This is a genomic window from Pseudohalocynthiibacter aestuariivivens, assembly GCF_018457175.1.
GTDB lineage: Bacteria > Pseudomonadota > Alphaproteobacteria > Rhodobacterales > Rhodobacteraceae > Pseudohalocynthiibacter > Pseudohalocynthiibacter aestuariivivens.
Genome location: NZ_JAGFNU010000008.1, coordinates 111,103 through 134,696, shown reverse-complemented (window position 1 = coordinate 134,696; position 23,594 = coordinate 111,103). Strand labels below are relative to the sequence as shown.

The window sequence follows — 23,594 nt, the reverse complement described above, 5'->3', positions numbered from 1 at the left end:
AAAAGGCATGTCTTGGTGTTTTTTGAATAAGTGCGTAGATCAACATTCTCCTACAGGTAAACGCAAACCCAGCATTGAGATTGCGAGAATCCATGCCTAGTATATCCTAATGAAACAGATTGATCTGAACGCCGATCTTGGCGAAGGCTACGGCCCTTGGAAAATAGGGGACGACGCCGCGATGATGCGGATTGTGACCAGTGCGAACATCGCTTGCGGTGGTCACGCGGGTGACAATTCCACCATGTTTGAAGCTTTAAGCTGCGCCAAAGAAAATGGTGTCAGCATCGGCGCGCATCCCGGCTTTGAAGACCGTGAAGGGTTTGGTCGCCGTCGCCTGCCGCTGACAATGGCCGAGGTGGAGCGGTTATCAGCTGCGCAGATCGGTGCGCTCTGTGGTGTGGCTGCGCTCGCCGGGACAGAGGTTGCTTATGTCAAACCGCATGGTGCGCTTTGCAATTGGGCGGCAGAAGTGGCTGACGTTGCTGATGCGATTGTGCGCGCGGTTGTTGCCGTTATGGGGTCGGATGCAGCATTGCTCGCGATTTCGGGGACCGAGCTTGAGAAATCGGGCCTCAGGCATGGGCTGCGCACCTATTCAGAGATTTTTGCGGACCGTGGATATACATCCGGGGGCCTGCTTGTGCCGCGCGGAACGGAAGGCGCGATGATCCACGACGAGGCGGTTGCCACCCAGAGGTTGCTTGGCTTCTTTGAAAGCGGGCTGATGCCAACGGTTGGGGGGGAACCGGTTGCACTCAAGGCGCATTCGATTTGCGTACACGGCGACGGGCCACGGGCGCTTGATATCGCGGGTAATCTGCGTGCTGCACTTGAAACAGCTGGACACGCGGTAAAGCCCTTCGCCGCAAGCATCCCAGCGTGAACCAGTCTCTGATCGAGCCCGCGATACAACCGGTTGGTGACAGTGGTTTGATGGTGCGGTTTGGCGCAGCGGTTGATCCAGACATTCATGCGCAGGTTCTTGAGGCAGATAGTGCAATAAGTGCCGCCGGGATTGAAGGGGTGACCGAATTGATCCCATCATTTGCGGCCCTATTTGTTGGCTACGATCCCTTGCAAACAGATTTTGAAACAGTTTCGGCGGCGGTCCGGGCGTTGGGGCCAATGAAGTCAAAAGAACGCACCAGCGGGCAAATCTGGCAAGTTCCCGTCTGCTACGGTGATGGTTTGTCACCCGATCTGGCTGAGGTTGCTGTGCGCACAGGGCTAAGCGAAGAAGAGGTCATCAACGCGCATCTTAGTGGCGACTACCTTTTATACATGTATGGGTTTGCGCCGGGTTACGCCTATTTGGGCGGTGTTCCCAAGGAAATTCAGCTTCCGCGCAAAACCGCACCCGTACGTGATATTCCAGCAGGCGCCGTGATGATCGCCGGGCCGCAGGCTCTGGTCACGACCATAAAAATGCCGACAGGTTGGTGGATTATCGGACAATCCCCCTTTCAATTCCTGCGACCGGGAGAGGACAACCCCTTTCCGCTCGCTGTCGGTGACAGGGTTCAGTTCACGCGCATGAGCCGCGATGATTTTGAACGCGCGGTCGGGCAGGGGGCAAAGACATGAGCGCCAAGTTCACGGTGTCTTTCGCGGGTCCTTTGGTTTCAGTTCAGGATTACGGTCGCCCCGGTTCTATGCGCTTTGGTGTTCCGCGTTCCGGGCCGATGGACCGCACCAGCTTTGCGGTGCTTCGCCGCGCCCTTGAACAAAACGAAGGATTTGCCGCGATCGAAGTATCAATTGGCGGAATGGTTCTGAAGTGCACGGAAGGGAATGTCACGGCCGGGTTTGTCGGCGGGAACTTCAGCGTCAGCCTTGATGGGCAACCGCAATCCCCTTGGTCTGTCTTTACAATCAGGGCAGGTTCAACCCTGACGATCCGTCCTGGGTTAGAGGGCAGTTGGGGGTATCTCGGCTTTTGTGGAAAAATCAACAGTTCTGAGTGGCTTGGCAGTCAGGCGACACATCTGGCATCAGGGCTTTGCGGTCACCCGCTTGCTGCAGGCGCGACTATCGAAGTTTCAGAGGCGAAGGTTGAGGCAGGGTTTACCTGCAGTTTGCCAATTCCGGATTTCGCCAGGTTTTCAGGAAACGTCAGGATCGTGCCCGGCCCGCAGGATGATTGCTTTGCACCAGAAACGTTGGGCGCGCTCGTGTCCGAACCCTATGAGGTGACGCAGGATTATGACCGGATGGGGATGCGCCTAAAAGGGCCAAGCCTGCCAATCGCTGAAGAGCTTTCGATGCCGTCTGAAGCATTGGTTCGCGGAGCAGTTCAGGTGCCGGGGCACGGAGATCCGATAGTTTTGCTTGCAGATCATCAAACGACGGGTGGGTATCCGAAGATATCCACCGTTATAACCGCAGATCAGGATCAGCTTACGCAAGCACGGGCGCGCGACAAAGTGCGGCTCGCGTCTGCAACTCCAGCCGAGGCAGTTAAACTGGCACGCGCTCAGCACGCGAAAGTGACCACTTATCTTGAATCGATTGCCGAATTGCGCGGCTCATTTGAAGACCGACTTCGTCGCTCAAACCTAATCAGCGGTGTTGTTGGTGACGAGTTCTAATTTGAGCGTCTGAATTTAGTCGTTATCACTCAGACCTGCACCCGCACCCGCGAGCCTGGATTCCTCGGTCGCCGGGGCATAGGTGCGATGGGCGAATGCGCCAAGTGTTGCCCAAGCCTTAGCATCGACGTCTTGCTTTCTGTTTTTATGAGAGTCAGTGCACTTTGACGGGTCTGTCCCTTTGCACAGAACCGCCTTGGTAACGGAAGCAGCAAGATCGCCCGAGTGCGAGACTCTAAGGCCACCGTCTGACGAGACGCAGATTTCAGTATTATCCCAGCTTAGCGTCAGCGCCGTGCCAGAAACCTTTGCTGCTGTTGCAACGAAAGGTACGAGGAAGATTGGATAGCTTGTCTGTCCTAGCGTAACCCCTGCATCCAAACGAGCAGCGAGGTCACAAAGTACAGTTCCCGCGATGAGCGGGCATAGCGTTCCTGTGCTTGCATTCCAGACATCGTTAACATCAATCGGTGACAGGCTGGCATATGGGTGTCCGTCATTTTGAGTCAGCAACGCTGCTAACGTTTCTGGCCCGGCAAAGCCCTGTTCACTTAGCCAGCGTGTTGCCTTTCCGGCTTCTTCCGCCAGACCCCAGTCAAACCCGGCACCGCGTGCGGCGCGTTTGCTCATGGCTTCGATTTCGTTTAGCGAATAGGTCATGCGTTACCCTCTGACAAAGTGGGGTAAGACCAGTCTTCAGCCGACATTGCGAGTTCTTCGGGGTAGGGTGCGTTACGGTACATATTGATGCGTACCCAGCGGTCAGACCGCGGGTCAAAATGGGTCGCTCCAAAAAACGCAAGCTTGCAGCGCAGCATGTCGATTGGCAGGACATCAGCATCTATCGTGTTGTCGCGGATTTCGGCATATGGGAAACGCTCGCTAAGTTGCAGCCGACGCACGATGTGTCGATGTTCAGGATGGCGCAGAACGAAAGCGGCGACTGTATCGTCCCCCTCCCATGTATCCAGATCTTCGACCATGCGCATAGCGTCACGTGCGGGGGAAAGGGGTTGTTCATATTCGGCGATCGGCTCTTCAAACCGTTCACCAAGCCGGGGTTCCAGCTTTTCTTCTGACACATACCAGGCGCGTGCCTGCGCGGCGTGTGACTGCCAGTCAATTTTCTTCGCCCAGCCGTAAACTTCGTCGCAAAGTGCACCCAAATGGGACAGTGACATGGCCCCATTTATTGGGAAAACAGTGGTTTCATCGGCGCTCATACAATCTGCCAGCTCGTCGATCAGATCGCCGTAAGGTTCCATCATCAGGGACACGAGCAGTTCCTGACCTTCCGTCGAAAGGTTTTCCGCTGCCCAAAGATAGAGCTGGTTCCAAGGTGCATTTTCCTTGAGGTTCGCTTTGGTCACATGTGTTGTGAGAAGTTTCAGGTCAGCTTTAAGGGCCGCGAGTTTTTCGATCTGGATCGGATGCTCCGAATGCCAGTCCGCGACGTTTTGTACGGCGCGTGGAAGCAAGGCGAGAAAATGCGAAACTTCGCTGTCAGATGCCGTTGCGACACTGCGCACGCGTGCCAGTGCCTCTTCACGGGCCGCGACCCAATTGTTCAGTAACACCGGATGGTTGACCAGAAATGGCGCCATGCCAAGCCCGGTTGAATTTCCAATACCCAGACGGCGACGCAATGCAGGGTCCATCTTAACAGCAGTATCTGGTGATCGCGCTGCCGCAAGATGTTCAGCAAGATCAAGAACGAAAGTGCGTGTCAGAAAAACAGACAGCATTTCGCATTGAAATGGAGCGGTGAATTCTGGCCGGTCGCAAATCATTTCACGATCTGCAGCCCCAAGCTTGCCAGAGCCATAGACCGCAGTTGTCCGCATCAGATAGCCCACGCTTTCGATCATTTTGGCATCGGGTTGATGCCCGGCAGCAAGGCTTGAAATGACATGTTCAAACAGGCGGACCGATCTGTTGGCACGTGAAACAGAAAGCTCTTTGCTGCTGACGCGACCGACTTCTTGCAGGGGGACATTTCTGGACAGCCGAATGATATCTTCTGCCGTCGGAAACCCGTCAAACAATGTAAATGTAGCATCCCATGCTGTTGCGATCACCCGGTCAGAGCGCATTTCAGGTGGCAGGTCATGCGCAAATGCAACAAGGCTGTATGTGCGTTTCGGGCCCTTGGCTGTGTAAACCGCATGACCCACACCTTTTGCATCGACCTCAAAGACAGGGCGATCAAAAGTCCAGTTCTCGTGTTTCATACGGCGTAGCAGGATACGCATGAACGACAGGCGGCATTGATGAATTGAACCCATACGCGACAGACGCATAACCAGGGAAGGCGGTCGTAACGCAGCCTTTTCGCAGGTGTTTTCAGCTTTTTCCACGTTTGCCTCCGTTCGTTAAAAAGTTAAGCCGATGTTCCCGCAGGACCAAAGCTGTTTTCGAAAAACTGCATCCAATTATCGCCCATCAGGCCAGAGACCTCTGCGTCATTAAAGCCTATGGTTTTCAGACCAACCTCGATATTCCCAAAATCGCGGTTGTCGCGAAACCAATCTGGCATATCCGGAAATCCGGGTGCCGAGGCAGAGCCTTCGCCATAGTCGATTTCCTTGGACCAGCGTCCAACCCGCATCCATTCAACAACGCTGTCGGGGTGGTCCTGACAAAGATCTGAACCGATGCCCAGGTGTTCCACACCCACCATGTCAGCCGTTTGTGCGATCATTTCGCAGAAACTTTGCAGGGTGCAGTTTGATTTGTCTTTCAGGTGATGCGGGTAGAGCGAGAAGCCAAGCATACCGTCAGCAGACGTCAGCGCGCGGATCACATCATCCTTTTTGTTCCGCAGGGCAGGTTGCCAGAAATACGGGTTGGCATGGGTGATTGCGATGGGACGCTCAGAAATTTCGATAGCCTCCAGTGTCGAGCGATCTGCAGAATGGCTCATGTCGACAACGAGGCCCGCGCGGTTCATTTCCCTTATCACCTGCTTGCCCATTCGAGTGATGCCGGGGTCTTCGGCCTCGTAACACCCGGTCGCAAGCAGGGATTGGTTGTTGTAACTTAGCTGCATGAAGCGTGCGCCAAGCGTATGTACAATCCGGACAAGCCCAATGTCATCTTCAATTGGTGACGGGTTTTGAAAACCGAAAAAGATCGCGGTGCGCCCCGTATCGCGCGCGAGTTTCACGTCGCTTGCCCAACGCCCCTGAAAGATCAGTTCAGGGAATTGTTCAAACCAGCGGTTCCATCGCTCAATGTTCAGGACCGTTTCGCGAAAGTTTTCGTGATAGGCGATGGTCACATGAACTGCATCAACATTTCCTTCGCGCATCTGGCGAAAAATCTTTTCCGACCAGTTGGCGTATTGCAGGCAGTCGATGCGATAGGTCATGGGTTTACTCCGGTGTGCCAGAGGCGATGTAAGCAGTTTTTACGGTCGTATAAAACTCTGCTGCATAAGACCCCTGTTCTCGTGGGCCATATGAACTGTCGCCACGCCCGCCAAACGGAACGTGGTAATCCGTGCCTGCGGTTGGCAAATTGACCATGACACATCCGGAACGAGCGTTGCGGCGGAAATGTGTGGCGCGGGCAAGTGAACGCGTGACAATACCAGCCGTCAGGCCGAAATTCGTGTCATTCACAACGGCCAACGCCTCGTCATAGCTGTCAACTTTGATCACCGAGGTCAGTGGCGCAAACATTTCTTCGCGATTGATCCGCATATCGTTACTTGTGCCAGCAAACACACCGGGCGACATGTAATAGCCATTAGTCGCCATCTCCAACCGCTCTCCTCCGCACAGCAGTTCTGCGCCTTCGGATTTGCCGATTTCGACATAGCCAAGGTTTTCGTTCAATTGCTGTTCGGAAACGACGGGGCCCATCTGGGTATCTTCCGCGAATGCGTGGCCTACCTTCATGGCACGGGCACCGGCAACCAGACGTTCGACGAATTCGTCATGCACGGCGGCATGTACAACAAGGCGTGATGACGCCGTGCATTTCTGCCCAGACCCGCCAAAGGCGCCACCAAGTGCTACGGCCACTGCAATATCAAGATCTCCGTCATCCATAACGGCCAGCGCGTTTTTGCTGCCCATTTCCATCTGGATTTTTGTGAGGTTCGGGATAGCTGCCATTGCAATCCCTTTGCCAACCGGAACGGATCCGGTGAAGGAAATCGCATTCACCTTGGGGCTTTCGACCAGCCGTTGACCAACACTGCGGCCCGCGCCCATCACAAGGTTAAACAAGCCGTCCGGGATGTCCTGCTTCGCGATAATCTCTGTTAATGCGACGGCAGAGGCAGGCGTTATGTTCGCGGGTTTCCACAGCACAGCATTTCCAAAGGCGAGGGCAGGGGCAATTTTCCAGCTGGCGGTTGCGGTTGGAAAATTCCACGGTGAAATGATTGCAACGACACCCACAGGTTCGCGACGCACGTCAACTTCTATGCCGGGCCGGGTTGAGTCTGCGTTATCTCCGATTTGACGCAGGGTTTCAGCGGCGTAGTAGGTGAAGAACTGACCGGCGCGGAAAACTTCACCCTTACCCTCGGCGAGCGGCTTGCCTTCTTCGCGCGACAGTAATTCACCAAGTTCTGGAGCGCGTGCCATCAGTTCATTTCCGATGGCCATCAGAACGTTGTATTTTCGCTCGATACCATAGGTGGCCCATTCGCGCTGAGCCTTCGCTGCAGCGTCAAGCGCGGTTTCAAGCTGATTTGCGCTTGCTTGCGCGAACATGCCGATCAGATCGGTCAGGTCAGACGGATTGCGGTTCTTGATCTCGCTTTCGCCAGAAACCCACTGTCCCGCGATATAGTTTTGTTTGCAACTAGCCATGAAAACCCCAAATTCCAAATAGAAGGCCCCGTGATGGGGATAGCCCGTAGTTTGGTGTCGCATGAAAGTTTAAGCAAACTCATAATACTGAATGATAATTCAGAATAACTGAAATTTCGGGCCGGTAGTGGATTCCTTCATATGGATACTGCGTCGTAATCGACCTCACGCAGGGCGGCAATAAATGCTTCAACTGCCGGCGCGTGGCTTGCGCGTGCGCGAGTCACGATGCTTACCCGCCGCATCGCCAACGGATCACTCAGTGGAACAAAAGAGAGGTCATGAAAGTTACCAAGAACCGCGAGTTTTGGAAGCACCGTAATTCCGACACCCGCCTGAACCATCGCCAATAGCGATGTCGTATTGGGAACCATCAGGTTCGAGCCGGCTAAGACTGCTTTAAATTTAGCATTTTCAATTTGTCGGCACAGCCCGTTGGCGATGAATGTACATCCTTCTAAATCAGCCCATGTTGGTGGATCAGCCGAGTTTGCGAGCGGATGGTCGAGCGGACAGACAAGGCCAAAACGGTCAGAGAAAAGCGGTTCTGCAACGAGATCACTAACAGTGCCCGACATGCTGGCAAGGCCAATGTCAGCGCGTTCCCGCGTGAGTTCGCGCAACACTGAGACGGAATCCATGTCCCGTACATCAATATGCACGTTCGGCCGCTCAGCGCGAAATTGGCGAAGGACATTCGGCAAGACAGCGATTGCCACCGAAGGGGTCGCTGCAATCCGCACGAAACCATGCTCCGCCCTGGCGAAGCCCTCGATCATGGCGATTGTTCGGTCGAAATGCACGAGTTCACGCTCTGCCTCAATCAAAACCATTTCGCCAAGCTGACTGAGATGAGATTTTCGCCCCGTTTCAAACAGCGGCGCCCCGATATGATCCTCGAATTGTTTCAGCATCATTGACACGGCCGAAGGTGTTCTGTGCAACGCATCCGCCGCTTCCGCAAGGTTCCCGCTTTGCGCAACCGTAGCAAAGCATCGCAGCATTTCGATTTTGATCGCCATTTGAGTTTTTCTGTAACCAAAGGATATTTATCTCATAGTTACTGAAATATCCGGATACGTCCATGATCTCGTTCGAGCGGCCGTCATTAACCAGTTGAATGCTCTGGAAATCTGATCAATGTGTTGGAACGAGCCAAGGTGGCAAGCGGTTAGGGTAAGCATTGATGGCTAAGGCGAAGGAAAACAGGATTGTCGTGGTTGGCGCCGGCATTGTAGGTGTATCAACGGCAATCTGGCTAAGACGTGCGGGCAAGGACGTAACCCTGATTGACAAAGGTGCGCCGGGACAGGGTACATCTTTTGGCAATGCCGGTCTTTTGGCGGCAAGTTCAATTGTAGCTGTGACCGTGCCTGGACTCATAACGAAGAGTCCCAAATATCTGTTTGATCCTAATTTTCCACTGTTCCTGCGGTGGTCCTATTTGCCGCGTCTTACGCCTTGGTTGATACGCTTTCTCAGCCATGCGAATGACAAAGATACCCGGCGTATCGCTGTGGGCCTTGCTCCTATCCTTGGTGATACAGTTGAGCAGCATCAGGCCCTTGCGCGGGGTACAAGAGCTGAAAAATGGGTTGTCGAGAGCGATGTGGGTTACGCCTATGCAGACCGCGCCGGATTTGACGCCGATGCCTACAGTTGGGGGTTGCGCCGCGAGGCAGGATTTGTTCCCGAACTGATCGAAGGTCGCGCTGTGCAAGAACGCGAGCCGTGCCTGAGCTCTGATATCACCCTGCTCGCTGTGATGAAAAACCACGGCTACATTCGGGACCCGGGCCAATATGTGGCGGATCTTGCGGATGAGTTTGTCGAAATGGGCGGGACGGTGCTTCAGGCGGACGTCCGTGACTTCGATCTGGCCAGCGGATATGTAACGGCTGTTGAAACAGACAAGGGGCGGTTTGATTGTGAGAACGCAGTGCTTACAGCTGGCGTGTGGTCTAAGCCCCTTATGAAAAAGCTGGGGCTTTATATCCCGCTCGAGAGCGAGCGAGGCCACCACATTCTTTACAAGAACCCATCCGTCAAACCTTCTATGCCGATCATGATCACCACTGGAAAATTCGTGGCAACCCCAATGGCTATGGGGCTTCGATGTGCCGGAACGGTAGAGTTGGGCGGCCTCGAGGCTGGTCAGTCCAAAGCGCCACTCGCCTTTTTGCGCAAAAAAGTAAAAGCGAGTTTTCCAGACCTCAAAGCCGAAGGCGAAGAGGAATGGCTTGGCCACCGCCCAAGTACGACGGACAGCTTGCCGCTCATTGGTGAAATTCGTGGCACAGGGGTTTACGCAGGCTTTGGCCATCAGCATATCGGTCTCACAGCAGGGCCGAAAACCGGCCGACTTATCGCTGATCTAATTGATGGGAAAAGGCCAAATATTGATCTTTCACCTTACGACACGGCGCGCTTTCGCTAGATAACCCAGGTCGGATGAAAAATACCTTTTTGGCTTTAGATCCTAATACCTTTTTCAAAAAATATCCCCGCCGGAGGCATTAAGTTTCTTGCCTCCGGCGAGGATATTTATGGGAAAAAGAAAGGCTTGGACGCTAGGGCAATACTTTGCCGGGGTTCATGATGTTTTTCGGATCGAGGGCGTGTTTAATCTCTTTCATAACATCTAGGGCGGGGCGATCTTTGCGGCGTGCCATTGAGGGGCGTTTGGACAGCCCGATACCATGTTCCGCGCTGAAGCTTCCGTTAAGTTCAGCGATTACATCTTCGACCAGAGACGTAACATTTTCGGCCAAAGCCGGATCAATCCCATCGTGATTTTCCGCAGGTACGACAGAGTAGTGCAGATTTCCATCACCCAGATGTGCAATCACACAATCGCGGGCTTCCGGTGCAATTTCTGGCAGACGCCGGCGCATTTCGCGCAGGAATGTATCAACCTTTCCAAGGGGTACTGAAATATCGTGGTCGATCATGGGGCCATACATCGTCGAAAGTTCAAACGCACTTTCCCGGCAATGCCAGAACGCAAGTCGTTGGGCATCAGTCTGCGCGACTACAGCGTCTGATATTTTGCCCTCTTCAACCAGCTTGGCAAGCGTTTCTTCCAGCACGCCATGAACTGCTGCACGACCACTGCTATCCGGTCGGGCCAAGAGAGCGGAACTCGCGCCGACTTCGACAAGAATATTGACCTTGTCCGGATTTTTGAGCGGCGCACGGCAATCTGGGTATTTCTTGACATAGTCCTTAAAATAGCCCGCTGGCATATACTCAAAGGCCTCCACGGCATTGCCCGTTAAATCCTGCAGCGAACGAAGCAGGGACAATGCGTCTGCCATGTTACCCATCGCAAGATAGGCGGTTGCGTAGGCACTAGGGCGCGGAAAAAGTTTGAGCACCGCGCCAGTGATGACCCCTAAGGTGCCTTCGGCACCGATGAAAAGATCTTTGAGGTCATAGCCCGTATTGTCTTTTAAAAGCTCGGACATCAGGTTCAGCACCCGACCATCTGCCAGCACCACCTCTACCCCCAACACAAGAGCGCGCGTATTTCCATAACGCAGCACATTGGAGCCGCCTGCATTCGTGGAAAGATTGCCGCCAATCATGCAGCTGCCCCGTGCGCCAAAAAACAGTGGGAAAATCAGGTCATGCTCTGCTGCGGCGTTGTGCAATTTTTCAAGCACGACGCCCGCTTCAACGCGTGCAATACGTGTATCTGCGTTGATCTCGGTGATCTTGTTCATGCGCGCCAGTGACAAGATGATCTGATTTGCACCGGCACCCGGGGACGCCCCGCCCGCAAGTCCGGTGTTTCCACCCTGTGGGACAACCGGGATACCGTGAAGATGCGCAAGTTTCAGGATTTCGCTGACTTCGGTAGTTGTAGCCGGTTGCGCAACCGCCCAGGAATGCCCCTCATGTTTGCCAATCACATCGTTGTCGTAGGCACGACGATCATCAGACCCTGCGAGAAGGTTCTTTTCTCCAACAACCTCGCGAAGGGCATTCAGTACTTTTTCCGTCATTCGGTTCTGGTCCTGTTTCAGGTGAAGAGCGTTCCGTATGTTTTTCTGAGGTCCGCTTTTTGTACTTTTCCCATGGTGTTACGTGGGAGCGCGTCAACCTGGATGATTTTCCTGGGTTGTTTGAATTTCGCTAACGAGTCTGAGAGTGCATTTGAAATTGCCGCGGTTTCAAGGCTGCCGTCTTCCGGCACAACAATTGCTACGACAGCTTCGCCAAAATCCGGGTGCGGAACACCGATCACGGCACTTTCGACAACACCGGGCAGATCGTCAATCAGTGTTTCAACCTCTTTCGGATAAACGTTGAACCCCCCGGTGATGATCAGATCTTTGGAGCGACCGACGATATGCACATAGCCGTCCTCATCGATTTTCCCTAGGTCACCGGTGATGAAAAACCCATTCTCCCTAAGCTCTTCAGCGGTTTTCTCTGGCATCTGCCAGTAGCCGGAAAAAACGTTGTCGCCGCGAACTTCGAGAATGCCGATTTCGTTGACACCCAGCGGGGTTCCGGTTTCGGGGTCCGTTATCTTTAGCTCGACACCCGGCAAAGGAAACCCAACAGTACCAGCGCGTCGTGCACCGTCATAAGGATTGGACGTGTTCATATTGGTTTCAGTCATGCCGTAGCGTTCAAGGATCTCGTGGCTCGTCTCAGCACGCCAGCGATCATGTGTTTCGGCCAAAAGCGGGGCGGAGCCGGAAACAAACAAACGCATATTGTGCGCGGCCCCTTGCAGGCCGTCACATTCCAACAGACGCGTGTAAAAAGTAGGAACCCCCATAAGGGCGGTTGCGCGCGGCATGGTTTCCAGTATTTTTTCAGCATCAAACCTCGGCATGAAGATCATCGATCCGCCCGCCATCAGGGTAATGTTTGTGGCGACGAACAAACCATGCGTGTGAAATATGGGCAAAGCGTGGATCAGCACATCTGACGCATCAAAATGCCAGTAATCCTTCAGGACTTCAGAGTTTGAGGCAAGCGCGCGATGGGTGAGCATTGCACCTTTTGATCGTCCTGTTGTTCCCGACGTGTAAAGTATTGCCGCAAGATCACCCGGCTCTCGCGAAACAGCCGAAAAACCCAATGTTTCCGCGTCTCTGGCGTCTTTCAGGCTACCGTTTTCGTTCGAGGCCAGTGTCCAGATCGTGTTCACGCCGCAAGCTTCGGCGATTTTTGCAAGCGCGCCTTGTTTTTCAGGATCGCAGACGAAAAGAGCGGGTTTCGCGTCGCCAAGAAAATACTTCACTTCCTGGGGGGTGTAGGCGGGGTTAAGCGGTAGAAACACAGCACCGCTCAGAACGCAGGCGACATAAAGCTCCAGCATCAAAATGGTTTTTGGAGCCTGAATGGCAACTCTGTCACCGGGTCGAACGCCCGCGCGCACCAGTGCTGCTGCGATTTGTTCGGCGTTCGCGAAAAACGCCTTATAAGTAACAGTCTGGCCAGTATCATGATGCGTAAGAAAAAGCGCATCGCCCGGGCCCTCGGATGCCCGGCTGATGCGTTCTGCCAGATAGTTGCCCTGATACATGACCATCTCCGTGTTCTTTACCCTATTGCGTTAGCTTTGGGTGAACATGGGGTCAATGGGCAAGCCATTGACGCCGGAAATTTTGTTACCCGGCGCCAGATATCCATTAACCTGCGCGGCGTTGCAGAACCCAGTTTGGTCGCACGAAATGGCAGGTGTATCCGTTTGGAACGCGTTCCAGATAGTCCTGATGTTCAGGCTCGGCTTCCCAGAATTCGGTGGCGGGGGAGAGTTCTGTCACCACCTTGCCGGGCCACAGGCCGGACGCTTCCACATCGGCAATTGTATCTTCTGCGACATCCTTTTGTTCGTTCGTCAGATAGAATATTGCGGAGCGATAGCTTGCCCCCCTGTCATTGCCCTGACGATCAACCGTTGTTGGATCGTGAATTTGAAAGAACAGTTCAAGCAGGCCCCGGTAACTCATGATTGAGGGGTCAAAGATTACCTCAATCGCCTCTGCGTGTCCGGTTGTGTCGTGTTTCATCATTGCGTAGGTGGCATTGGGTGCTGTGCCACCGCAATAGCCGACACGGGTCGAAATGACCCCCGGGACTTTGCGGATCAGATCCTGCATGCCCCAAAAGCACCCGCCTGCAAAAACTGCGCGTTCTGTATCAGCCATCAGGAATTCTCCTCTTTCTCAAAAAGTGACGCGTATTCGCCGTAGCCTTCCTTTTCTAAGGAGTCAGCCGGAATGAAACGCAGCGAGGCAGAGTTGATGCAATAGCGCAATCCACCCCTGTCGGTAGGTCCGTCCGGAAAAACATGGCCCAAATGGCTGTCGCCATGTGTCGAACGCACCTCAACCCTTACCATACCAAGGCTTGCATCACGCAACTCTTTCACATACGTGTCTCCGACGGGCTTGGTGAAGCTTGGCCAGCCACAACCGCTGTCGAATTTATCCATAGACGTAAACAAGGGTTCCCCTGATACGATATCAACATAAAGTCCCGGTGCTTTCATATCGTTGTATTCGCCGGTAAAGGGACGCTCTGTGCCGCTGTTTTGCGTTACATGAAACTGTTCACGTGTCAGCCGCGAAATGGCCTCTTCGGTTTTGCTGTATTTTGTCAAACTATGATCCCCTTTCGTTAGTACGCCCGTAAGGACGGTTCTTGAACTCTACTAGGATGGGGATGGCCGGGCGTGATGTCCACAATTGTTACGCCACTACATATACTTGTGATCAGGGACGGCCTGCCGCAACGAAACAGCGCCTATTTCCGTTGTTGTGAAATCAGAATAGACAAGCACAAAGTAAAGTACATGGGAGTCGGGTATGAAACTGGTCACATATGAAAATGCGGGACAAATGGTGCCGGGCTTGTTACTTGAAGGCGAGGTTGCAGATACCCGCGCCGTTGCTGAAATGGCCGGTTGGTTAGCAATCGATGTGGCGGCGCTCCGCTCCAATCGGGATGTGCTTGGCTACGGAATGGCGAAGATTAATGAGCTTACCAGTGTTGCGCAGGAAAACCTGTCGCAGTTGCGGAAATCCGGTGCCGCCTTTGCTGTATCATCAACACGGTTTGGTCCGCCCGTTCCTGACCCTGAAAAAATTATCTGTATCGGCCTAAACTACCATGATCACGCCGAAGAATTGGGTATCGCACCACCAGATGCCCCAATATTTTTTGCAAAATACGCGAATTCGCTTGCTGGTCCCGCAGATGATATTTTGCCGCCCGCGCATACCGATAAGCTTGACTACGAGGCAGAGCTTGCGGTGGTGATCGGACGCCGCGGGCGTAGTATTTCTAAGGATGAGGCGTTGGACTACGTCGCAGGGGCGATGGTGCTGAATGATGTTAGTGCAAGGGATTTGCAGATGGCAAACCAGCTTTGGACGGGTGGAAAGGCGATCGATACATTTGCCCCCTGTGGTCCAGCGCTTGTTCTGGGCGAAGCCATGGGGGATTTGCAAAACCTGGGTGTCCAAACCCGTGTGAATGGGGATTTGTTGCAGGATGGGACAACCGCGAAACTCATCTTCTCTGTCGCTGAAATCATAGCGTTTTTATCGCGGATCATGACGCTTGAGGTTGGTGACATCATTGCAACTGGCACACCGGCAGGGGTTGCAGCAGCGCACACCCCGCCGCGTTTTCTGAAAGAGGGCGATGTTGTCGAAACCTGTGTCGAGGGGGTGGGCTGCCTGCGCAACACAGTGGGTCCGGCTTGGGGCGCTCCTGACTAAGCTTTTGGCCGGGCAGCTTTTTCTTCGATGCCAGACTTGCCTTCACGGCGTTCAAGCTCTGCCAGAACGTCAGCAAGTTCCACGTCTCGCGCTGCCAGCATGACCAACAGATGATAGAGCACATCTGCCGCCTCGGCGGTTAACTCCGCCTTGTCGTTCTTTACTGCTGCAATGATCGCCTCAATCGCTTCTTCGCCAAATTTCTCGGCGCATTTCTCTGGTCCTTTGGACAAGAGTTTTGCTGTCCAGCTATCATCAGCAGAGGCTGATTTGCGAGCGGCAATAGTCGCTGCGAGTCTTTCAAGTGCACTCATTCCAACCTCATCGGGATGCCCGCGGCGGCCATGTATTCCTTGGCTTCGCGGATGGTGTAGTCGCCAAAATGAAAGATTGACGCGGCAAGGACAGCGCTGGCGCCGCCCAGGGTCACGCCCTCAACCAGATGATCCAGCGTGCCAACACCGCCCGATGCAATGACGGGCACCGAAACAGAGTCAGAAATTGCGCGTGTCAGCGGGATATTGAAGCCTGCACGCGTGCCGTCACGGTCCATGCTGGTTAGAAGAATTTCACCTGCGCCCTTACCAACGACTGTGCGGGCGAATTCAACCGCATCAATCCCTGTCTCGCGGCGGCCCCCGTGGGTGAAAATCTCCCATTTGCCTTCACTGACAGACTTGGCGTCGATCGCGACAACAATACACTGGCTGCCGAATTGGTTGGCTGCTTCTGCAATCACGTCAGGGTTTGCAACCGCGGCTGAATTGAAGCTGACCTTGTCCGCCCCTGCGAGGAGCAAATCCCGCACGTCCTGTGCAGAGCGTACCCCACCGCCGATGGTCAGCGGGACATAGCACTGCTCGGCCGTGCGGCGTGCGACGTCAAACATTGTGCCACGATTTTCGTGCGTGGCCTTGATGTCGAGAAAGCAAATCTCATCAGCACCGGCTTTGTCATAGGCACGTGCGCTTTCAACCGGGTCGCCCGCGTCTATCAGATCGACAAAGTTCACACCCTTCACAACGCGCCCTTCAGCGACGTCAAGACAGGGGATGATACGAGTTTTCAGCATGGATCGGCCTTTCAAGTCACGCGCCTTTTACTGGCCTTCTCTTGCCAAGGCCAGAGAACTAAGTGAGTTTGAGGGGTATTTCGTTGAAATCAATCGGAGTTTATTATGAAACTGCCATTTCTTGCCGCTATTCTGAGTTTAACCGCAACGCTTGCAGGTGCTGACCCGGTAAAGGTCGCGAGCCCCTTTACGGTCGCAGAGACGATTGATCGTCTTGAGGCTACAGTGACCGGCGCAGGCGCCACGGTTTTCGCGCGTATCAATCATGCTGGCGGCGCCGAAAGCGTTGGTGAAAGTTTAAATCCAATGGAATTGCTGATTTTTGGTAACCCGAAACTTGGAACCGCCGCGCTGCAGGCTGATCCACAAGCGGGAATGTTGCTCCCGCTGCGAGTCTTGGCCTATCAGGACACGGACGGGCAAGTCTGGCTGTCTTATGAACAGCCCGTTGAAATGCTTGAAGGGTTTGATGTGCCTGCGGATGCGATGGTCGTCCAGAAAATGACCGGGGCACTGGCAAACCTGACGGCCAAGGCTTTGGAAAACTAACCTTTTAGCAAGGAAACCGCTGCAGCAAGATCGATTTGTCCATCATAAAGCGCGCGTCCGGAGATTGCGCCATCCAAAGGCGCGCCGCAATTTTTCAATGCCTCAAGGTCGGCCATTGACGACACCCCGCCACTGGCGATCACCGGAATCGAAACCGCGTTGGCAAGGGCGGCTGTGGCTTCGACATTCGGGCCCTGCATCGCGCCATCGCGGTTGATGTCAGTATAGATGATGGCCGCAACGCCGGCGTCCTCAAACGATTTGGCAAGGTCCATTACCATCATATCGGTTTCTTCCGCCCATCCGCGTGTCGCAACACGCCCGTTGCGCGCATCAAGACCGACCGCGACATGACCGGGAAAGGCGCGCGCCGCATCGCGGACGAGATCGGGGTTTTCAACGGAAACTGTGCCAAGAATAACCCGCTCAAGCCCCTTGCTCAGCCACATCTCGATTGTCGCCATATCGCGAATACCACCACCAAGCTGGGCCGGGATAGAGCAGCTTTTCAAAATCGCCTCAACCGGGACCGCATTAACCGGCTCACCCGCGAAAGCCCCGTTCAGATCAACCAGATGCAGCCATTCGCACCCCGCATCTTCAAAGGCTTTGGCCTGCGCTGCAGGGTTGTCGTTAAAAACGGTGGCCTGTTCCATCTCACCTTTGTAAAGGCGCACGCAGTTGCCGTCTTTCAGGTCAATGGCTGGGTAAAGGATCATGGCTGATAGTCCCGTTAACTTTAGTTTCGCGCTGTTTTGCATGATGGGCCCGGAATTGCAAAGCCAAGATCAAAATCCCGAGAGGACCCAACGTCACACTTGCCTTGGAGCAAAAGGTCCACTCAGACTGCGCCAAAGTTTTGGGAGGAAATTAAATGAAACGAATAGCTATCATCGCCGCATTTTCAATCGGATTTGCCACTGCGGCATTCGCTGACCCGCTGGAAGGAATGTGGCGCACTGCCCCCGATGACAATGGGGACTCTGGCCTGATCGAAGTCACGCCCTGTGGTGATGCGCTATGCGGAACGCTGGTTCGTGCCTTTGATTCCAGCGGTGCAGAAAGAGCGTCTGACAACATCGGTCGTCATATTATTTCCGAAACCCGCCCGCGTGGCGATGGTGCATATCGCGGAAAAATTTACTCCCCTGATCGGGACAAGACCTACAGTTCACGCCTGCGGTTGAACGGGGACACCTTGCCGGTGTCAGGCTGTGTCTTTGGGATTTGTCGCGACGGCGGAACGTGGCAGCGTTCGAACTAAGGCGCCCAGCTCAGAAAATTCGCAATCATCCGGAGCCCGGTCATTTGGCTTTTTTCCGGATGAAACTGCATCCCGATCATATTTTCACGCGTGATTATGGCGGTTAGCTTTCCACCATAATCGACATGCGCCAGCAGATCGGCTGGGTCTTCAACCCGGTAATGGTAGGAGTGCACGAAATACGCATGGCACCCTTCGACCAACCCTGAAAGAACAGGGTGATCACCGTCAAACACCAGATTGTTCCAGCCCATATGGGGAACTTTCAACTTTGGGTCGCTGGGCTTGATTTCGACGACATCTCCCTTGATCCAGCCAAGACCGGGCGTGTCCACATATTCGCGCCCCCAGCTGGCCATCAGTTGCATCCCGACACAGATGCCCAGAAAGGGGTGGGCACGGCGAACGACAGCGTCTTCCATAGCTTGGAAAATGCCCTTGTGGTCGAACAGCTCTGCGCGACACGCCGGGAAAGCACCATCGCCGGGCAAAACGATCCTGTCAGCCCCGGCAATGACATCAGGGTCAGAGGTTACCACGACCTGACCGGCGTTCACCTCGCCTGCCATCCGTTGAAAGGCCTTTTCTGCCGAATGCAGATTGCCTGAGCCGTAGTCGATTATCGCAGTCAGCATTTCCTAGAGCGCGCCTTTGGTCGATGGAATTGCATCCGCTTTACGCGGATCAACCTCAACCGCCAGACGCAACGCGCGCGCTACGGCCTTAAAGGCAGCTTCTGCAATGTGGTGGCTGTTAAAGCCATGCAACTGATCAACATGCAGCGTTATGCCGCCATGCGTGCTGAGCGCCTGAAAGAACTCGCGCACAAGCTCTGTATCAAAGGTGCCGATTTTTGGCGTTGGCAGGCTGACGTTCCATATCAGATAGGCGCGCGCAGACAGATCAAGTGCCGCCCGCACTTGTGCGTCGTCCATTGGAAGGTGGCATTCGCCGTAGCGGCGGATGCCCTTTTTGTCGCCCAGCGCTTTGCTCAACGCCTGACCCAGCGCAATGCCACAGTCTTCGACCGTGTGGTGGTCATCAATGTGAAGGTCGCCCTTTGCGCGGATTTTCATGTCGATCAGCGAATGGCGCGCGAGTTGGTCAAGCATATGGTCAAAGAACCCAACACCGGTATTATTGTCGTATGATCCGGTTCCGTCGAGGTTCACCTCGACCGAAATATCGGTCTCAGCTGTCTTGCGCGTGATTGTTGCCGTCCGCATCTGGACCTCCGCTATGTGTTCGTTCGGCTTATAGGCTGCAAGTACAAATAATCCAAGCTACAGAAATTCACTGTTGTAGGGGGTGCGGCATCTGTGCAAACCCTAGGGGTAGAACCCCAATCGGAGAGTGATATGACCACGCTCGTCTTTGTGCAGCTACGCTGCCGCCCCGGACAGACCTACCACGTTGCGGAAGAAGTCGTTTTGAAAGAAATACACTCAGAGCTTTATTCAACCAGTGGTGACTATGACTTGCTGCTGAAAATCTACATTCCCGAAGGGCAGGATGTAGGCAAATTCCTGAACGACAATCTGCTGACGATTGAAGGGATAGATCGCTCGCTGACGACCCTGACGTTCAAGGCGTTTTAGCTGCCGGAATTGTTTAGGTTTGAAAGGCGCTAAAGCTTGCGGGCGCAGATTTTGGCGGCGTTTCGACGCGCTATTACTCAAGCGGCAATGCTGCGTTGATCAAAGCTAATTCTTTGTTGATACTACCGTCTGTTTTTGCAGGTGGTTTAGGGGCAGGGGGTGTTGGGGAACATCTAAGATCAGACAAATTCGGTAGTTTGAACAGGCCACGGCGAACGACGGCTTCAAACCCTGATCAACCGAACGTGATTTGTGCCCTGCCCGAAAGCTCGCGATGTTGCTCTACCATTTATAGACTTTCCCGGAGAGCGTGCACTTATGAAGAGGCAACCGAAAAAACCTCGAAAGAAGCGCAGCGGTGGGCAGGTTAATCCCGCGTTAATCGCTGAGAAAGCTCGAATAGAAGGGCGGCGGCGTTTTCTACGCTTCATTCGCAATGGAGCGATTGCGCTTCCAGTTTTTGCGGGGGTTGTTTTTTTCTCGGTCCAGTCTGTTCAAGCCACTATTTGCGAGGCGGATCTAACCAAGGTCGGACAGGGCAAGCCGTCAATCGTTCAGATACACGACCCACAGTGCTCGCTTTGTCAAACGCTTCAACGACAGACCCGTAAAGCTTTGAAATCCTTTGACAGCGACGATTTTACGTTTCTGGTTGCGAATATCAAAACCTCTGATGGTAGTGCGTTTGCCGCGCGATATGGCGTACCGCACGTCACGCTTTTATTGTTTGATGCCCGTGGCGAGATGGTGCAAATCGTCAGAGGACCAAGTGACACGGACAGCTTGCGAACTATTTTTGAGGCTCACTTAGAGACCTACCGTTAGAATCGACCTGGGCAGTTGATCGAAATGAACCATTCGGTCGCGCGTAATTTCTACAGCCGTCCCATTTCCTTGCGTTTTGCGCCTTTTGCCTCTGCCAGCAAACATAGCCAGTCGTGTGCGACTGTAGCAGCGGCAATAGCTGTAATTTCTGCATGGTCATAAGCCGGGGCAACTTCGACGACATCCATGCCGACAAGGTTCATGCCGCCCATTCCCCGGAGCAATTCAAGCGCCTGCCAGGAACTGAGCCCACCCATGACGGGTGTACCGGTTCCCGGTGCGAACGCGGGGTCTAACCCGTCAACGTCGAATGAAATATAAACCGGCGTGTCCCCGGCACGTTCGCGGATAATTTTTAGCGCGGCGTCTATGCCGTTACGATGCACCCATGGGGCGGTCAGCATTTCAAACCCGGCATCAAAATCGTTAAAGGTGCGCAGGCCAATCTGGGTGGATTTGCTGGCGTCAACCACGCCCTCCGCGACCGCATGGGCAAACATTGTGCCATGGTCAATTGCACTTCCGTCGTCATCCCATGTGTCGCAATGCGCGTCAAACTGCACCAGCGCGATGGGGCCGTGTTTCTTAGCGTGGGCCTTGAGCAGAGGGTAGGCAACAAAATGGTCGCCCCCAAGGGTCAGCATCTTAGCACCGGACGCCAGTATTGCATCTGCGTGTGCTTCGATTGCTGCGGGAACACTGGCTGCATGATGCGGGTCAAGATAACAATCGCCGTAATCAACAACAGAAAGGGTGTCGAAAGGATTGAAACCAAAAGGAAAAGCCTTGAGTTCTGCCAGTTGGACAGAGCCAGCACGAATTGCACGCGGCCCCAGCCGACAGCCTGTCCGGTATGTCACCGCGCAATCGTAGGGAACGCCGCTTACCACAACATCCACCCCGTCAAGGTCACGGCTGTAGCGGCGACGCAGAAAGCTTAGTGCACCACCGTAGGTCATCTCGTGCCAGCTGCCTTCGTTTGTGTCGGAACGGAACGCGAAGTCACCCTTGTTGTCGGTCATCGTGGTCTCCATCGGTAGAATGTTAAATGGTATCGAGGTGGTCGTTGATCAGTTGAGCCAACTCTCGCCTCGTGGTTTCATACACCATGTTTGCCTGCCCCTGATTGGCATCGGCGTCGCTCAGAACCGTGCCTCTGCGGCTTTCAAGCAGTTCGCTGGTGTAGCGCTTGGCGAATTCCGGGTGCCCCTGAACCGTTATGGCAAAGCCGGGGTACCAGAGGGCTGCGTATTCACAAAAATCTGAGCGGGCAATCTGTTCTGCACCTTCCGGTGGTTTAACGATCTGGTCCTGATGATAGGCCTGTATGTTGAACGTGTCTGGCGGAGGGCCAAGTGCTTCTGGCCAATCAACCAAATCGTAGCGATGCACGCCCAGACCCCAGCCTTTGTCGGATTTTTCAACCTTTCCGCCCAGGGCCTGCGCAATGATCTGGTGGCCAAAACAGATACCAATCATCTTTTTGCCGGCATCACGGCAGTCACGGATGAATGCCTCTAGCGGAGCGATCCAGTCATGCCCCTCGTAGACGCCAAACCGCGACCCCGTAATAACCCAAAGGTCACATTCCTCGGGTGATTTTGGCAGTTCTCCATCCAGTGCCGCGTAGCTCGAAAACTCCGCGTTAAATGGAGTGAGCCAATCAGCAACCATACCGGGGTAGTCACCATGGTTTGCGGCCAGTTCTTCTGGTGGGCGGCCGGTTTCCAAAATGCCTATGCGCAGTTTCTTGGTACTCATCGTTCGTTATCCTCTGTCCATAAGCGCATACCACGAATAGGCAGGCGGCAGTATCGCACGGCGCCACCGCCCAAGCGGAAATTTTCTGAGCGGCGCCTGCATGAGGCCCGGAATGCGAATTCTCGATTTGGTGCCTGTCGCCATATCCGCAAGCAGCGATCCGGCATAGGTGCCCATCGCGACCCCGTTTCCGTGATAGGCCAATGCTGTATAGGCGTTTGGCCAGTCGGCAATCGGCCCGGCGTAGGGTGTCAGATTGCGCGAGAGACAGACAAGTCCTGCCCAGAAATGCGGTGTCTCAACCGCGCTCCATTCAGGAAACATCGCTTCAAAATCGCGCCTGATATCGCGTTTCATCTTTGCGGTCGAGGTTTGCGTCGTGCGCGTGCTGCCCCGCATTCCAAAGAGAAAACGCCGATTGGGCATAAGGCGGAAATAGTGCAACAAATTGCGAGTATCGTAAGACATCTGATCGCTGGTCCAGCCCTGCGCCTCTATCTCGCTTTCGCTCATCTCTCTGGTCACGATGATATTTGATTGAACCGGCAAATACCGAGCCGCAAACCAGTCCGGAATGTTTTCACTGCTATATCCGTTTGTTGCGAGCAATAACGTCTTTGCCCTAACAAGACCTTTGGGGCAGGTGATCAGGTGGTCGCCGGTGTTTGAGCGGCCAATCTTTGTTGTTGGTGATTGTGTATATATTTCAACCCCGGCATCGAGCGCAGCATGGGCCAGCCCAAGAACATATTTTCGGGGGTTCAGTGCAAACCCCAAAGGCGAGGTTATCGCGCCGTGAAACCGGGGGCTGTTCATCCCATGTTCAGCGAGCTCGTCGCGCCTGATGATTTGCGCTTTGACGCCAAAATCAGCCTGCAATAAATCAGCGTAGTCCTGAAAACCGGCTACGTCCTTAGGGCGATGTGCGAGCAGTGTTTCACCATTGGAATGGGTGTCGGCAATTATTCCGTGTTTTTCAATCAGTTCAGCGACCAGATCAATCGATGCACGCTGGCTTTGATGATAGAGCGCGACATCTTCCTGCCCGTATCGTTTACGCAGTGCGCGGGTGCTCGATTTTTCGCCTCCAATGCAGGCAAATCCACCGTTACGCCCCGATGCGCCCCAACCTGGTGTTTTCGCATCAAGCACGACAATACGCCCAGCATCCCTCTCTGCGAGGTGCAGTGCTGCAGATAAACCGGTGAAACCCGCGCCGACGACAACAAAATCACAGGTGATTTCGTCTTCGACATTCGGGTAGGGTGCGCGCGCGTCGTCTATTGTTGTACGCCAATAGCACCCATCATCCGAAGACGAGGCATAGGCCGCTGCTTCGTAAATCCGTTTCATCGGGAAC

At 54.2% G+C, this 23,594-nt stretch carries 26 protein-coding genes; 9 read left to right on the top strand and 17 right to left on the bottom strand.

Annotation, left to right across the window (positions count from 1 at the left end; all coding sequences use genetic code 11):
* Nucleotides 1–109 precede the first annotated feature (109 nt).
* From J4E70_RS12925 to J4E70_RS12915, 3 genes are read left to right on the top strand one after another with little or no spacing between them, the layout of a single operon-like run.
* On the top strand, nt 110–886 hold the full coding sequence (locus J4E70_RS12925) for a LamB/YcsF family protein (RefSeq protein WP_213889981.1): 777 nt from the start codon (nt 110–112) through the stop codon (nt 884–886).
* The gene (locus J4E70_RS12920; protein ID WP_247077968.1) at nt 883–1,587 is read left to right on the top strand and encodes a 5-oxoprolinase subunit B family protein; all 705 of its coding nucleotides are present in this window, start codon (nt 883–885) and stop codon (nt 1,585–1,587) included. Before J4E70_RS12925 ends, J4E70_RS12920 begins: the two co-directional genes overlap by 4 nt.
* Entirely contained in the window at nt 1,584–2,591 is a 1,008-nt protein-coding gene (locus J4E70_RS12915; protein WP_213889980.1) for a 5-oxoprolinase subunit C family protein, read from the top strand. Before J4E70_RS12920 ends, J4E70_RS12915 begins: the two co-directional genes overlap by 4 nt.
* Nucleotides 2,592–2,606: 15 nt before the next feature.
* Here the strand turns inward: J4E70_RS12915 and J4E70_RS12910 are convergent, their stop codons facing one another.
* From J4E70_RS12910 to J4E70_RS12890, 5 genes are all read right to left on the bottom strand, one after another.
* Nucleotides 2,607–3,251 (bottom strand): DUF3726 domain-containing protein, encoded by a 645-nt coding sequence (locus tag J4E70_RS12910; protein ID WP_213889979.1) that lies wholly within the window; start codon nt 3,249–3,251, stop codon nt 2,607–2,609.
* On the bottom strand, nt 3,248–4,891 hold the full coding sequence (locus tag J4E70_RS12905) for a hypothetical protein (protein WP_213890117.1): 1,644 nt from the start codon (nt 4,889–4,891) through the stop codon (nt 3,248–3,250). The genes J4E70_RS12910 and J4E70_RS12905 overlap by 4 nt, the downstream gene beginning before the upstream one ends.
* Before the next feature lie 80 nt (nt 4,892–4,971).
* Nucleotides 4,972–5,961: a membrane dipeptidase gene (locus J4E70_RS12900; protein WP_213889978.1), complete on the bottom strand. Its 990-nt coding sequence runs from the start codon at nt 5,959–5,961 to the stop codon at nt 4,972–4,974.
* A 4-nt stretch (nt 5,962–5,965) separates the two neighbouring features.
* Nucleotides 5,966–7,417 carry an aldehyde dehydrogenase family protein gene (locus J4E70_RS12895; RefSeq protein ID WP_213889977.1) on the bottom strand — a complete coding sequence of 484 codons (1,452 nt, stop codon included), beginning with the start codon at nt 7,415–7,417 and terminating at the stop codon, nt 5,966–5,968.
* Nucleotides 7,418–7,554: 137 nt separating this feature from the next.
* Nucleotides 7,555–8,439 (bottom strand): LysR family transcriptional regulator, encoded by an 885-nt coding sequence (locus J4E70_RS12890; protein WP_213889976.1) that lies wholly within the window; start codon nt 8,437–8,439, stop codon nt 7,555–7,557.
* A 164-nt stretch (nt 8,440–8,603) separates the two neighbouring features.
* On the opposite strand from J4E70_RS12890, the gene J4E70_RS12885 reads away from it, so the two are divergent.
* A complete protein-coding gene (locus J4E70_RS12885; protein ID WP_213889975.1) occupies nt 8,604–9,854 on the top strand; it encodes an NAD(P)/FAD-dependent oxidoreductase in 1,251 nt (416 codons plus the stop codon).
* Between the two features lie 133 nt (nt 9,855–9,987).
* On the opposite strand, the gene J4E70_RS12880 is transcribed toward J4E70_RS12885, so the two are convergent.
* From J4E70_RS12880 to msrB, 4 genes are all read right to left on the bottom strand, one after another.
* Nucleotides 9,988–11,424 (bottom strand): FAD-binding oxidoreductase, encoded by a 1,437-nt coding sequence (locus J4E70_RS12880; protein WP_213889974.1) that lies wholly within the window; start codon nt 11,422–11,424, stop codon nt 9,988–9,990.
* A 17-nt stretch (nt 11,425–11,441) separates the two neighbouring features.
* Nucleotides 11,442–12,962, bottom strand: a complete 1,521-nt coding sequence (locus tag J4E70_RS12875) for a malonate--CoA ligase (protein WP_213889972.1) — start codon at nt 12,960–12,962, stop codon at nt 11,442–11,444.
* A 106-nt stretch (nt 12,963–13,068) separates the two neighbouring features.
* Nucleotides 13,069–13,587 carry a peptide-methionine (S)-S-oxide reductase MsrA gene (gene msrA / locus J4E70_RS12870; RefSeq protein WP_213889970.1) on the bottom strand — a complete coding sequence of 173 codons (519 nt, stop codon included), beginning with the start codon at nt 13,585–13,587 and terminating at the stop codon, nt 13,069–13,071.
* A complete protein-coding gene (gene msrB / locus J4E70_RS12865) occupies nt 13,587–14,042 on the bottom strand; it encodes a peptide-methionine (R)-S-oxide reductase MsrB (protein ID WP_213889969.1) in 456 nt (151 codons plus the stop codon). The genes msrA and msrB overlap by 1 nt, the downstream gene beginning before the upstream one ends.
* A gap of 205 nt (nt 14,043–14,247) precedes the next feature.
* Here msrB and J4E70_RS12860 point away from each other — a divergent pair, with 205 nt between their 5' ends.
* Nucleotides 14,248–15,165, top strand: coding sequence for a fumarylacetoacetate hydrolase family protein (locus J4E70_RS12860; protein ID WP_213889968.1), 918 nt, complete (start codon nt 14,248–14,250; stop codon nt 15,163–15,165).
* Here the strand turns inward: J4E70_RS12860 and J4E70_RS12855 are convergent.
* Together J4E70_RS12855 and hisF are read right to left on the bottom strand one after the other, a co-directional pair.
* Complete coding sequence (locus tag J4E70_RS12855; protein ID WP_213889966.1) at nt 15,162–15,479, bottom strand: phosphoribosyl-ATP diphosphatase; 318 nt, start codon at nt 15,477–15,479, stop codon at nt 15,162–15,164. The genes J4E70_RS12860 and J4E70_RS12855 overlap by 4 nt on opposite strands.
* Nucleotides 15,476–16,237 (bottom strand): imidazole glycerol phosphate synthase subunit HisF, encoded by a 762-nt coding sequence (gene hisF, locus J4E70_RS12850; RefSeq protein WP_213889964.1) that lies wholly within the window; start codon nt 16,235–16,237, stop codon nt 15,476–15,478. The genes J4E70_RS12855 and hisF overlap by 4 nt, the downstream gene beginning before the upstream one ends.
* A gap of 105 nt (nt 16,238–16,342) precedes the next feature.
* Here hisF and J4E70_RS12845 point away from each other — a divergent pair, with 105 nt between their 5' ends.
* Nucleotides 16,343–16,786 (top strand): DUF302 domain-containing protein, encoded by a 444-nt coding sequence (locus tag J4E70_RS12845; protein ID WP_213889962.1) that lies wholly within the window; start codon nt 16,343–16,345, stop codon nt 16,784–16,786.
* On the opposite strand, the gene hisA is transcribed toward J4E70_RS12845, so the two are convergent.
* Nucleotides 16,783–17,505 carry a 1-(5-phosphoribosyl)-5-[(5-phosphoribosylamino)methylideneamino]imidazole-4-carboxamide isomerase gene (gene hisA, locus J4E70_RS12840; protein ID WP_213889961.1) on the bottom strand — a complete coding sequence of 241 codons (723 nt, stop codon included), beginning with the start codon at nt 17,503–17,505 and terminating at the stop codon, nt 16,783–16,785. The two genes, J4E70_RS12845 and hisA, sit on opposite strands and share 4 nt — an antisense overlap.
* A gap of 155 nt (nt 17,506–17,660) precedes the next feature.
* On the opposite strand from hisA, the gene J4E70_RS12835 reads away from it, so the two are divergent.
* Nucleotides 17,661–18,050, top strand: a complete 390-nt coding sequence (locus J4E70_RS12835; protein ID WP_213889960.1) for a DUF2147 domain-containing protein — start codon at nt 17,661–17,663, stop codon at nt 18,048–18,050.
* Here the strand turns inward: J4E70_RS12835 and hisH are convergent.
* Nucleotides 18,047–18,685, bottom strand: coding sequence for an imidazole glycerol phosphate synthase subunit HisH (hisH, locus tag J4E70_RS12830; RefSeq protein WP_213889958.1), 639 nt, complete (start codon nt 18,683–18,685; stop codon nt 18,047–18,049). The genes J4E70_RS12835 and hisH overlap by 4 nt on opposite strands.
* A 3-nt stretch (nt 18,686–18,688) precedes the next feature.
* Nucleotides 18,689–19,276: an imidazoleglycerol-phosphate dehydratase HisB gene (hisB, locus tag J4E70_RS12825; protein WP_213889955.1), complete on the bottom strand. Its 588-nt coding sequence runs from the start codon at nt 19,274–19,276 to the stop codon at nt 18,689–18,691.
* Nucleotides 19,277–19,408: 132 nt separating this feature from the next.
* Here hisB and J4E70_RS12820 point away from each other — a divergent pair, with 132 nt between their 5' ends.
* Both J4E70_RS12820 and J4E70_RS12815 read left to right on the top strand, forming a co-directional pair.
* Nucleotides 19,409–19,648 carry an Lrp/AsnC ligand binding domain-containing protein gene (locus J4E70_RS12820; protein ID WP_213889954.1) on the top strand — a complete coding sequence of 80 codons (240 nt, stop codon included), beginning with the start codon at nt 19,409–19,411 and terminating at the stop codon, nt 19,646–19,648.
* A 318-nt stretch (nt 19,649–19,966) separates the two neighbouring features.
* Nucleotides 19,967–20,473, top strand: a complete 507-nt coding sequence (locus J4E70_RS12815; protein ID WP_213889952.1) for a thioredoxin domain-containing protein — start codon at nt 19,967–19,969, stop codon at nt 20,471–20,473.
* Nucleotides 20,474–20,523: 50 nt separating this feature from the next.
* Here J4E70_RS12815 and speB read toward each other — a convergent pair whose 3' ends face one another.
* The 3 genes from speB to J4E70_RS12800 are packed head-to-tail and all read right to left on the bottom strand — an operon-like array spanning nt 20,524 to nt 23,587.
* Entirely contained in the window at nt 20,524–21,495 is a 972-nt protein-coding gene (gene speB / locus J4E70_RS12810; protein WP_213889950.1) for an agmatinase, read from the bottom strand.
* Nucleotides 21,496–21,517: 22 nt separating this feature from the next.
* Nucleotides 21,518–22,234, bottom strand: a complete 717-nt coding sequence (locus tag J4E70_RS12805; protein ID WP_213889948.1) for a type 1 glutamine amidotransferase — start codon at nt 22,232–22,234, stop codon at nt 21,518–21,520.
* 6 nt (nt 22,235–22,240) lie between these two features.
* On the bottom strand, nt 22,241–23,587 hold the full coding sequence (locus tag J4E70_RS12800; RefSeq protein WP_213889947.1) for an NAD(P)/FAD-dependent oxidoreductase: 1,347 nt from the start codon (nt 23,585–23,587) through the stop codon (nt 22,241–22,243).
* Nucleotides 23,588–23,594 lie beyond the last annotated feature (7 nt).